The sequence below is a fragment of the Mycobacterium sp. E2497 genome (assembly GCF_001668695.1).
Classification (GTDB): Bacteria; Actinomycetota; Actinomycetes; order Mycobacteriales; family Mycobacteriaceae; genus Mycobacterium.
In genome coordinates, this window is the sequence record NZ_LZKD01000007.1 from 16,242 (window position 1) to 27,862 (window position 11,621).

At 70.9% G+C, this 11,621-nt stretch carries 7 protein-coding genes; 3 read left to right on the plus strand and 4 right to left on the minus strand.

Features of this window, described 5'->3' with window-relative positions:
* Window positions 1–30: 30 nt before the first annotated feature.
* Both A5713_RS00360 and nei2 read left to right on the plus strand, forming a co-directional pair.
* Window positions 31–4,662, plus strand: a complete 4,632-nt coding sequence (locus A5713_RS00360; protein WP_068091311.1) for an ATP-dependent helicase — start codon at window positions 31–33, stop codon at window positions 4,660–4,662.
* A 13-nt stretch (window positions 4,663–4,675) separates the two neighbouring features.
* Entirely contained in the window at window positions 4,676–5,431 is a 756-nt protein-coding gene (gene nei2 / locus A5713_RS00365; protein ID WP_067918187.1) for an endonuclease VIII Nei2, read from the plus strand.
* 59 nt (window positions 5,432–5,490) lie between these two features.
* Here nei2 and A5713_RS00370 read toward each other — a convergent pair whose 3' ends face one another.
* On the minus strand, window positions 5,491–6,408 hold the full coding sequence (locus A5713_RS00370) for a PHB depolymerase family esterase (RefSeq protein ID WP_067918178.1): 918 nt from the start codon (window positions 6,406–6,408) through the stop codon (window positions 5,491–5,493).
* A gap of 161 nt (window positions 6,409–6,569) precedes the next feature.
* Here A5713_RS00370 and A5713_RS00375 point away from each other — a divergent pair, with 161 nt between their 5' ends.
* Window positions 6,570–6,920 (plus strand): DUF732 domain-containing protein, encoded by a 351-nt coding sequence (locus tag A5713_RS00375; RefSeq protein ID WP_067918180.1) that lies wholly within the window; start codon window positions 6,570–6,572, stop codon window positions 6,918–6,920.
* Between the two features lie 292 nt (window positions 6,921–7,212).
* On the opposite strand, the gene mgtA is transcribed toward A5713_RS00375, so the two are convergent.
* From mgtA to phoU, 3 genes are read right to left on the minus strand one after another with little or no spacing between them, the layout of a single operon-like run.
* The gene (gene mgtA / locus A5713_RS00385; RefSeq protein ID WP_068091314.1) at window positions 7,213–9,849 is read right to left on the minus strand and encodes a magnesium-translocating P-type ATPase; all 2,637 of its coding nucleotides are present in this window, start codon (window positions 9,847–9,849) and stop codon (window positions 7,213–7,215) included.
* A complete protein-coding gene (locus A5713_RS00390) occupies window positions 9,846–10,844 on the minus strand; it encodes a magnesium transporter CorA family protein (protein WP_068091317.1) in 999 nt (332 codons plus the stop codon). Before A5713_RS00390 ends, mgtA begins: the two co-directional genes overlap by 4 nt.
* Window positions 10,845–10,881: 37 nt before the next feature.
* Window positions 10,882–11,547: a phosphate signaling complex protein PhoU gene (gene phoU, locus A5713_RS00395; protein ID WP_067919678.1), complete on the minus strand. Its 666-nt coding sequence runs from the start codon at window positions 11,545–11,547 to the stop codon at window positions 10,882–10,884.
* Between the last annotated feature and the right edge of the window lie 74 nt (window positions 11,548–11,621).

Sequence of the window (11,621 nt, forward strand, 5' to 3'; positions counted from 1 at the left end):
CTTGTCGGTGCGCCTTGGCACCATGGTCAGGTGACCACTCGTGACCCGCTAGGCCGGTTCAGCGCGACCACCCGCGAATGGTTCACCAGCACGTTCGCCGGTCCCACCACCGCGCAGGCCCAGGCCTGGGACGCCATCGCCGACGGCGACAACACGCTGGTGATCGCGCCGACCGGATCCGGCAAGACGCTGGCCGCGTTCCTGTGGGCCCTGGATTCCCTGGCCGGTCTCAGCGGTTCGGCGGAAAGACCGGCGGGCACCCGCGTGCTCTACGTGTCACCGCTCAAGGCCCTGGCCGTCGACGTCGAGCGCAACCTGCGCACCCCGCTGGCGGGCCTCACCCGCATCGCCGAGCGCCACGGCCTGCCGCCGCCCGACATCAGCGTCGGCGTCCGCTCCGGCGACACGCCGCCCGCCGAACGCCGCCAGCTCATCGCGCGGCCGCCCGACGTGCTGATCACCACGCCGGAGTCGCTGTTTTTGATGCTGACGTCGGCCGCGCGCGAGACCCTGGCCGGCGTGCAGACGGTGATCGTCGACGAGATCCACGCCATCGCCGCGGGCAAGCGCGGGGCGCACCTGGCGCTGTCGCTGGAGCGGCTCCAGGACTTGTCACAAGATCTGCGGGAGGGCCCGCCCGCGCAGCGCATCGGCCTGTCGGCGACGGTGCGCCCACCCGAAGAGCTCGCCCGGTTCCTCTCCGGGCAGCACCCGACGACCATCGTTGCCCCGCGGGCGGCCAAGAGCGTCGAGCTGACGGTGCAGGTGCCGGTGCCCGACATGGCCAACCTGGCCCACACTCCCCCGCAAGCGGGTGGTACCCCCAGCATCTGGCCCGACGTCGAGGCGCGGCTGGTCGACCTGATCGAGGCGCACCGGTCGACCATCGTGTTCGCCAATTCGCGGCGGCTGGCCGAGCGGCTCACCGCGCGGCTCAACGAGATCCACGCCGAACGCCGCGGGATCGAACTGGCGTCGGACGCCAACCGCGGGGTGCCCGGCGGGGCGCCCGCGCACATCATGGGCAGCGGCCAGACCTACGGCGCCGAGCCGCTGCTGGCGCGCGCCCACCACGGTTCGGTCAGCAAGGAGCAGCGCGCCCTGGTCGAGGAGGACCTCAAGCGCGGGCTGCTCAAGGCGGTGGTGGCGACGTCGAGCCTGGAGCTGGGCATCGACATGGGGGCGGTCGATCTGGTGATCCAGGTGGAGGCGCCGCCGTCGGTGGCCAGCGGCCTGCAGCGCATCGGGCGGGCCGGCCACCAGGTCGGCGAGGTGTCACAGGGCGTGCTGGTCCCCAAGCACCGCACCGACCTGATCGGCTGCGCGGTGACCGTGCAGCGGATGCTCGCCGGCGAGATCGAGACGATGCGGGTGCCCGCCAACCCGCTGGACATCCTGGCGCAGCAGACGGTGGCGGCCGCCGCGCTCGAGCCGTTGGACGCCGACCGCTGGTTCGACACGGTGCGCCGCAGCGCCCCCTTCGCGACGCTGCCGCGCAGCGTGTACGAGGCCACCCTTGACCTGCTTTCGGGCAAGTACCCGTCCACCGAGTTCGCCGAGTTGCGTCCGCGGCTGGTCTACGACCGCGACACCGGCACGCTGACCGCGCGGCCCGGCGCGCAGCGGCTGGCCGTGACCTCCGGAGGCGCCATCCCCGACCGCGGGCTGTTCACCGTGTACCTCGCGTCGGATGCCGAAAAGCCCACGCGGGTAGGCGAACTCGAAGAGGAGATGGTGTACGAGTCCCGGCCCGGGGACGTGATCTCGCTGGGCGCCACCAGCTGGCGGATCACCGAGATCACCCACGACCGGGTGCTGGTGATCCCCGCGCCCGGGCAGCCGGCCCGGCTGCCGTTCTGGCGCGGCGACGGCGTGGGGCGGCCGGCCGAGCTGGGCGCCGCGCTCGGCGCGTTCACCGGCGAGCTGGCCGGGCTGGACCGCGAGGCGTTCGACGCCCGGTGCGCCGGCCTGGGCTTCGACGCCTACGCGACCGACAACATGTGGGCGCTGCTGGACGAGCAGCGCACCGCGGCCGGGGTGGTCCCCACCGACACCACCCTGCTGGTGGAACGGTTCCGCGACGAGCTGGGCGACTGGCGGGTGATCCTGCATTCGCCGTACGGGCTGCGGGTGAACGGGCCGCTGGCCCTGGCGGTGGGCCGGCGGCTGCGGGAGCGCTACGGGCTGGACGAGAAGCCCACCGCATCCGACGACGGCATCGTGGTGCGCCTGCCGGACACCTTCTCCGATTTCGCGTCCGACACCACCGAGAACCCGCCCGGCGCCGACCTTTTCGTCTTCGACGCCGAGGAGATCGACCCGATCGTCACCGCCGAGGTGGGCGGCTCGGCGCTGTTCGCCTCGCGGTTCCGCGAGTGCGCGGCCCGCGCGCTGCTGTTGCCGCGCCGGCACCCCGGGCGTCGCTCGCCGCTGTGGCAGCAGCGCCAGCGGGCCGCGCAGCTGCTGGAGGTGGCGCGCAAATATCCCGACTTTCCGGTGGTGCTGGAAACCGTCCGCGAATGCCTGCAGGACGTCTACGACGTGCCGGCCCTGACCGCGCTGATGGCCGGCATCGCCCAGCGCAAGGTGCGGGTGCTCGAGGTCGAGACGCCGCGGCCGTCGCCGTTCGCGGCGTCGCTGCTGTTCGGTTACGTCGGCGCGTTCATGTACGAGGGCGACGCGCCGCTGGCCGAGCGCCGCGCCGCCGCGTTGTCGCTGGACACCACGCTGCTGGCCGAGCTGCTGGGCCGGGTCGAGCTGCGTGAGCTGCTCGACCCGGACGTCATCGCCGCGACCGGCCGCCAGCTGCAGCACCTGACGCAGGACCGGGCCGCGCGCGACGCCGAAGGGGTCGCGGACCTGCTGCGGCTGCTGGGTCCGATGACCGAGGAGGAGATCGCCGCCCGGGCCGGCGGCTCCGAGGTGGGCGGCTGGCTCGAAGGCCTGCTCGCGGCACGCCGGGTGCTGACCGTGTCGTTCGCCGGCCGCAGCTGGTGGGTGGCCGTCGAGGACATCGGGCGGCTGCGCGACGGGGTGGGGGCGCCGGTTCCGCTGGGCGTGCCGGCCGCCTTCACCGAGGCGGTGGCCGACCCGCTGGGCGAGCTGCTGGGCCGCTACGCGCGCACCCACACGCCGTTCACCACGGCCGAGGCCGCCGCCCGGTTCGGGCTGGGGCTGCGGGTGACGGCCGACGTGCTGGGCCGGCTGGCCGACCCCTCCAGTTCGAAAGGCCGGCTGGTACGCGGCGATTTCGTCGCCGTGGAGGCATCCGTGATCTCCGGCGCGACCGGCGGCGAGCAGTGGTGCGACGCCGACGTGTTGCGCGTCTTGCGGCGCCGCTCGCTGGCCGCGCTGCGCGCGCAGGTCGCGCCGGTGAGCACCGCCGCGTACGGGCGGTTCCTGCCGGCCTGGCACGGGATGGTCTCCCCCGGTTCGTCCGCCCACTCCGGGCTGGACGGGCTGATGTCGGTGGTCGACCAGCTGGCCGGTGTCCGGCTGCCGGCGTCGGCGATCGAACCGCTGATCCTGGGGCCCCGGGTCCGGGACTACTCCCCCGCCCTGCTCGACGAGCTGCTCGCCGCCGGCGAGGTGACCTGGTCGGGCGCGGGGTCGATGTCGGCCGGCGACGGCTGGGTCGCGCTGCACGTCGGCGATTCCGCGCCTTTGACGTTGGCCGCACCCGCCGACATCGACTTCACCGACGCCCACCGCGCGATCCTCGACACGCTGGCCGGCGGGGGCGCGTACTTCTTCCGTCAGCTGGCCCAGAGCGGGATCCCCGAGGGGGACCTGAAAGCCGCGCTGTGGGAACTGATCTGGGCCGGCCGGGTCACCGGTGACACGTTCGCGCCGGTGCGCGCCGTGCTCGGCGGCGCGGGCAGCCGCAAACGATCCGCGCCGGCGCACCGATCGCATCGGCCGCCGCGCCTGAGCCGCTACAGCGTCGCCCACGCGCATTCCCGCCCCGCCGACCCGACGGTGGCGGGCCGTTGGTCGGCCCTGCCGGTCCCCGAGCCCGACTCCACGGTGCGCGCCCACTACCAGGCGGAGTTGCTGTTGGGCCGCCACGGCGTGCTGACCCGGGGCGCGGTTGCGGCCGAGGGCGTCACCGGCGGGTTCGCCACGCTCTACAAGGTGCTGAGCACCTTCGAGGAAGCCGGCCGGTGCCAACGCGGGTACTTCGTCGAGTCGCTGGGCGGCGCCCAGTTCGCCGTCGCGTCGACCGTCGACCGGTTGCGCAGCTACAGCGACGGCATCGATCCCGAGCGCCCGGAATACCGGGCCGTCGTGCTGGCCGCCGCCGACCCGGCCAACCCGTACGGCGCCGCGCTGCCGTGGCCGCCCTCCGGCGCGGACGGGGCCGGGGCCCGGCCGGGCCGCAAGGCCGGCGCGCTCGTCGTCCTGGTGGACGGTCACCTGGCCTGGTTCCTCGAGCGCGGCGGCCGGTCACTGCTCACCTTCAGCGACGACCCGGGCGCGCACCACGCGGCGGCCGCGGCGCTGGCAGACCTGGTCGCCTCCCGGCGCGTCGCGTCGGTCCTGGTGGAACGCATCGACGGGGTGCCTGCGCTGCAGACCCCCGCCGGGGGATCGAATCCGGTCGCCGATGCGCTGGCCGAGGCCGGGTTCGCCCGCACACCGCGCGGACTGCGGCTGCGGTAAGGCTGCGGTCACCATGCCCGAAGGAGACACCGTCTGGCACACCGCGGCCCTGCTACGCCAGCACCTGGTCGGCCGCACCCTGACGCGCTGCGACGTCCGCGTCCCGCGCTACGCGACCGTCGACCTCACCGGGCAGGCGGTCGACGAGGTGCTCAGCCGGGGGAAGCACCTGTTCATCCGGGTGGGCCCGGCCAGCATCCACTCGCACCTGAAGATGGACGGCAGCTGGCGGGTCGGCGACCGCCCGGTCCGGGTCGACCACCGCGCCCGCATCGTCCTGGAAGCCGGCCCCGTCCGCGCCGTCGGCGTGGACCTGGGCGTCCTGGAGATCCTCGACCGTGACCGCGACGGCGACGCCGTCGCGCACCTGGGGCCCGACCTGCTGGGCGAGGACTGGGACCCCGCGCTCGCCGCCGCCAACCTGTCGGCCGACCCGGACCGGCCGCTGGGCCAGGCGCTGCTCGACCAGCGGGCGCTGGCCGGCATCGGCAATGTCTACTGCAACGAGCTCTGTTTCGTCAGCGGACACCTGCCCACCGCTCCGGTGAGCGCGGTCTCCGACCCGCTGAGGTTGGTCTCCCGCGCGCGAGACATGTTGTGGCTCAACAGGTTCCGCTGGAACCGCTGCACCACGGGCGACACCCGAACTGGCCGGCAGCTGTGGGTCTACGGGCGGGCCGGGCAGGCTTGCCGGCGCTGCGGCACCCCGATCAGCTACGACGGCACGGGGGAACGGGTCACCTACTGGTGCCCGTCCTGCCAGCGCTGACGCGGCTGGCCGATGGTGGCGACCGGCAGCGCCCGGCTACGCCGCGCTCGCGATCGCCACTAGTCCCGCGCGTGCGCCAGGAAGAACTCCGCGATGGCTTCCGACCCGTCGAGCGCCCGGGTGGTGGGCCCGATGATCGCCTTCGGCAGGTATTGCCTGCCGCCCGGCCAGGTGTGCCCGCCGCTGTCGATCCGGTAAAAGGTCACCTCGGTCGACGCCGCACACGCCGCGGAGTCGAAGCGGTGCACGACGGTGCCGTCGCCGACGTCCGGCAGCACCTGCACCGACGGATCGCCCTGGCACCCGTCGGCGGCGCGCCACTTGTTCACCATGCTGTCGGCGGAGATGGAGTGGCTCACCCCGCCGCGGCCGCGCACGACACCGCCGTTGAACGGCACCAGCGGGTCGGCGGTGCCGTGCGCCTCCCACACCGAGACCGGCCGCGACGGATTGCACGCCACGCCCACGCCGAGGGTGCCCGCCACGGGCGCGATCGCGGCGAACACGTCGGCGCGGTCGCACGCCAGCCGGTTGGCCATGAAGCCGCCGTTGGACATTCCGGTGACGAAGACGTGTCCCGGGGCGATGCCGTAGTCGTTCTGCAGCTTGCCCACCAAGCCCACCAGGAAGCCGACATCGTCCACGTGCCGGCGATCCGCCGGCGACGCCCCCCGCCCGTCGGCCCAGCTCTTGTCGTAACCGTCGGGATAGACCACCAACAGGTCGTGGGCGTCGGCGACCGTGTCGAACCCGGTCAGGCCGCGCTGGCCGTTGCCGGTCCCGCCGCCGCCGTGCAGGCTCAGCACCAGGCCGACCGGGCTACCCGGCGGCACATGCAGCAGGTAAGTTCGGTCCATGCCGCCGGAACGGAATGTCCCGGAAGCATCCCGCGCGCTGGCCGCCGACACATGCCGCACACCACAGGCCGCCAAGCACACTGCCACGACGGCCAGCGCCAACCAACGCACGTATGGCATCCCGTCAGCGCACCGAGGGGACCGAGGCCGGAGCAAAGCCGGGTGTGGCGGTGGTCGCAATATGATTGATCCTGCACCGTGCGACACCGCAACGTGCAACTATTCGGGCAGCCCCCGCTGTCAGCGAGCAACGGCACTTCGATGTCACGGGAGTATCAGAAATGACGAGGACCCAGATCCGCAACCCCGGCCTGCTGGGGTTGCTGGTGGCTGTCGGCGTTGTCCCGGCGGCGGGGCTGTTGGGCGTGCCGGCGGCGACCCCGACCGCCAACGCCAGCGCCGCCGACGACGCCTTCCTCGCGGCGCTGACCGCCAAGGGCATCAACTACGAATCGCCCGAAACGGCCATCCGGTCCGGTCATTTAGTGTGCCAGGAACTCGAATCCGGTGAGTCCCCGCAACAGGTGGCAAACGACGTCATGACCAACAGCCACCTCGACGGCTACCACGCCGGCTACTTCGTGGGGGTGAGCATCCGGGCGTACTGCCCGAAGTACGGCACCCAGGCCTGAAAGTTAACAGCTAGTTGACAGGCTCGTGACACGTGCGCCGGTAAAATTTGGCCTGAATTCAATTTCGAGAACTCGAAGGCCAAATGATTCCTAAACTTTTGGTCGGCGTTGCACTCACTCTCGGCGCTGCAAGTTGGTCGGCAGCATCGGCGAACGCCGACCCAAGCCCCTTCACCACCCTCAGCTGTGCCTGCCAGGAGACGGCCCCGGCCGGCAGCACGACACTGATCGACAAGCTCGACCGGGGAATCCAGCAGGGTCTTTCGGATCTGCCGACCCTCCAGGTCGAGCACTAAGCCCCGTCCCGCCCGCGCATCCGCCGCTCGATGTAGTGGTAGCGGGCGGCCCGGCGGCGAATGCGGAACGCGTTTCCGCGGGCGCGATGCGGCTGCCCCGCGAGGTGCATCGGCTCGCTGTAGAAGAGCAGCTTGGCCAGCTCCACCAGCACCAGGTAGCTGGCGACGAACGCGCCCAGCACGGCGAAGAACTGCCACGGCAGCGGGGTGAAGCCCAGGGTGCGGGCCAGCGGCGAGATCGTCAGCCCGGCGCCGACGGCGACCACGGTGAGGCTGGTGACGGCGAGTAACGCGCTGGGCCGGCTGCGGAAGAACGGCACCTTGCGGGTGCGGATCGCGAAGATGATCAGCGTCTGCGTCGCAAGCGATTCCACGAACCACCCGGTGCGGAACTCGATCGCGCCGGCGTGCAGCACGCCCAGCATCAACCCGAACGTCAGGAAGTCGAACAGCGAGCTGATCGGTCCGAAGATCAGCATGAACCGGCGGATGAACGCGACGTTCCAGTGCGACGGCGCGTGCAGCTGCTCGGCGTCGACCCTGTCGGTGGGGATCGCCAGCTGCGAGGAGTCGTATAACAGGTTGTTCAGCAGGATCTGGCTGGGCAGCATCGGCAGGAACGGCAGCAGGGCCGATGCGGCCGCGGCGCTGAACATGTTCCCGAAGTTGCTCGACGTGCCCATCAGCACGTACTTGATGGTGTTGGCGAATATCCGCCGGCCCTCGGCGACGCCGGTGGCCAACACACCGAGGTCCTTCTCCAGCAGCACCACGTCGGCGGCGTCCTTGGCCACGTCGGTGGCGCTGCCGACCGAGATCCCCACGTCGGCGGCGTGCAACGGCAGCGCGTCGTTGACCCCGTCGCCCAGGAAGCCGACGGCTCGCCCCTCGCGCCGCAGCGCGGTGATCAGCCGCGCCTTCTGCTCGGGGGAGATGCGCGCGAAGATGGTGTGGTGTTGCGCGGCGTAGGCGAACGCGGCGTCGTCCAGGGGTTCGAGCTGCGCGCCGGTGATCGTGCCCTTCGAGGCCAAACCCAGTTCTTCACAGACCTTTTCGGCCACTCGCGGGTTGTCCCCGGTGGCGATCTTCAGCTCGATGCCCAGCTCGGCCAGCTCCAACAGCGATTGGCGTGCGGCCGGTTTGGGCTCGTCGGCGAAGACCAGGAACCCCGCGAGCGAGAGCTCGCATTCGTCCGCCCGGGACAGCGTCGTCATCCCCGGCGCCGGTTTGGTGGCCACGGCCACCACCCGGCGCCCGGCGGCGAACAACGCAGCCAGGGTCTCCTCCACCGCCGCCGGGACGGCCAGGCACTGGGCCAGCACCTGCTCGGGCGCCCCCTTGACCACCAGCACCCGGTTCCCGTCGTCGTCGACCAGCGCCGAGGTCGCGCGGCGTTCGTGGTCGAACGGCAGCAGCGCGACCCGGCGCGTAGAACCGCCCACCAGTTGCTGCGCCCCGGACGATTCCCAGAGTGCGGCGTCGAGCGAATTCGCGCTGGCGCCGGCGGTTTCCGGGTCCACATCGGTGGCCAGCAGGCCGAGCCGGCGGACCGGGTCGCTGTGCGCACCGCCGGCGTCGACGGCGTCCACCAGCCGGATCCGTCCCTCCGTCAAGGTTCCGGTCTTGTCGGTGATCAGGATGTCGATGTCGCCGAGGTCTTCGATGCAGACCAACCGCTTGACGAGCACCTTCGCCTTGGCCAACTGGCGTGAGCCGGTGGCCAGACTGGTGCTCACGACGGCCGGCAACAGCTGCGGCGTGATGCCGACCGCGATCGCCAGCGAGAACAGCACCGAGTCGATGATCGGCTTGGCCAGCAGCAGGTTGCTGATCAAGATGATCACCATCAGCGCGACGGCGACCTGCAGCAGCAGGTAGGAGAACCGGCGCAGCCCGACCTGGAAACCGGTTTCGGGCGGATGCTCGTCCAAACCCGAAGCGATCCGGCCGAATTCGGCGTTCTTTCCGGTGGCGTACACCACCCCGGTGCCCTCACCGGCGCTGACGATCGTGCCCATGAAGGCCAGATCGCTCGCGTCGGCCAGGTCGGTTCCGGGCGGCACCGGATGCGGCGCTTTCTCCGATCCGGTCGATTCCCCGGTCAGGATGCTTTCGTTGCATTCCAGGCCTGTGACGTCGATCAGCCGGACGTCGGCCGGGACCGCCTCCCCCAGCGACAGCCGGATCACGTCGCCCGGTACCAGCTCGCTGACGGCGACCGAAACGAACTCTCCGTCGCGGCGCACCAGCGCGTTGTGGTGCACGCTGGCGTGCAGTTCGGCGGCGGCCCGCTCGGCGCGGTACTCGTTGATGAAGCCCAGGCCGATGCTGGCCGCCAGGATGATGCCGATGATGACGGCCTGCATGCTGTCGCCCAGGAAGTATGAGACGACCGCGGTGCCGGCCAGCAGGATGAGCACCGCGTTGCGCAGTTGACGACCCAGCACCGCAAGGGCGTTGACGCGATGGGTCCGCACCGCGTTGGGTCCGTAACGCGTCAGCCGGGCGGCGGCCTCCGCGCTGGACAACCCGGCGGCCGAGCTGTCCAGCCGGCGCAGCACCTCGTCGAGGGGGGCGGCGGCGACCAGCATCGCCTTCGGGGCCTCCGAGCCGGTCAGCAGGTCAGCGGTCATAGCCAGTCCCTCCGCTTGAACATCACGTAGATCACCACCATCAGCACGGAAATCAGGGTGGTACTCGCAAGGAAGCCGGCGAGATGGCCGAAGCCGGGGTAGGGAACGTTCTGCCCGTAGAAGCCGGTGATCGCGGTGGGGACGGCGATGATGGCCGCCCATCCGGTCAGCTTCTTCATGATGGTGTTCAGCCGGGCGTCCTGCAGGGACAGGTTGGTCTCGAAAATGGTTGTGACCATGTCCCGCAACGACTCCGTCCACTCCGACACGCGCAGCACGTGGTCATACAGGTCGGCGTACAGCGGGTCCAGTTCCGGAGCGGTGCCGACCTCGCGGCGGTGGTGCTGGATCGAGTTGACGACCTCGCGCATCGGCAGCGTCACCCGCCGCAGCGCCACCAGGTCCCGGCGCATCTGGAAGGTCCTGCGCTGGAAGCTCGCCTGGCGCGGCGTGCCGTCGAACAGCTCGTCTTCGATGGCCTCGACACAGTCGTCCAGGGCCTCCACCGCGGCGAAGTGGCTGTCGACCACGACGTCGAGCAAGCCGTGCACCAGCGCGCCCACGCCGTACTGCTGGGCGCCGATCTCATCCCAGCGCCGGGTGAGCTGGCTGACATCGAAGTCCTGCGTCAGCCGTACCGTGATCAGGCCGCGCGGCAGCACGAACGCCGAGATCCGCTGCATGGACAGCATGCGCCGCGGCTCGTCGGTCACCTCCTCCGCGACCCCGACGGCGTAGACGGTGAAGAACGTGTGCGTCTCGTACGCGGTGGCCTTCACCCGCTCGGCCGCCGCCACGGCGTCTTCCACCGCCCACGTGTTGAGGCCGAGCTCGGCCGCCAGGCCGCACAACGCGTCGTGGTCCGGGGCGCACAAATCCACCCACACCAGGGTGTCGGGCTCGCCCAGATATCCCGAGATGTCGTCGAACGTGAAGTCTTCCTGCGGCTTACCGTGGCGCCAGACACGGCCCTGGATGTCCGGTGTGCCCTGCACGACGTTATCTTCCCAAGCCCGCCCCCACCGGTGCCGCTCAGTAGGTCGAGATCTCGTCCGGCGTGGGCAGATCGCCGCTGACGATGAAGACCACGCGGCGGCCGACCTCCACGGCATGGTCGGCGAAGCGCTCGTAGAAACGGCCCAGCAAGGCGCAGTCCACGGCGACGGGAATGTTGTCCCGCCAGCCTTCGTCCAGCAGCGCGCTGAACAGGTTGCGGTACAGCTCGTCCATCGCGTCGTCTTGTTCGCGAAGCCGGGCGGCCTGCTGCGGGTCGTGGGAGATCAGCACCTGTTTTGCGCTTTCGCCCAACGTGATTGCCACCTTCGCCATGTCGGCGAAGCACGCGCGGAGGTCGTCAGGCAGTATCCGGTTCGGGTGTTCGCGCCGGGCGATCTTGGCGATGTGCACCGCCAAGGCACCCATGCGTTCGATGTCGGCGATGATCTGGATGGCGCTGAAAATCGCCCGCAACTCACCGGCGACCGGTTGTTGCAGCGCCAGCAGCGCGAACGCCTCCCGTTCGGTTTGCGCCCGCATCTCCACCATGCGGTCGTGCTCACGGATCACCTGTTCGGCGGCGTCCAGGTCGGCCTCCAACAGGGCATCAGTGGCGCGCCGCATGGCGTCGTTGGCCAGGCCGCACATCTCGCCGAGCTGAACCGTCAACTCGGCCAGCTGGTGGTGGTAAGCGCTTCGCATAGCGCAACGGTGGCCAACGCGAGCGGTTTTGACAAGGGACAAAAGCCCCTCGAAAAGGGCCTCAATGACTTTTT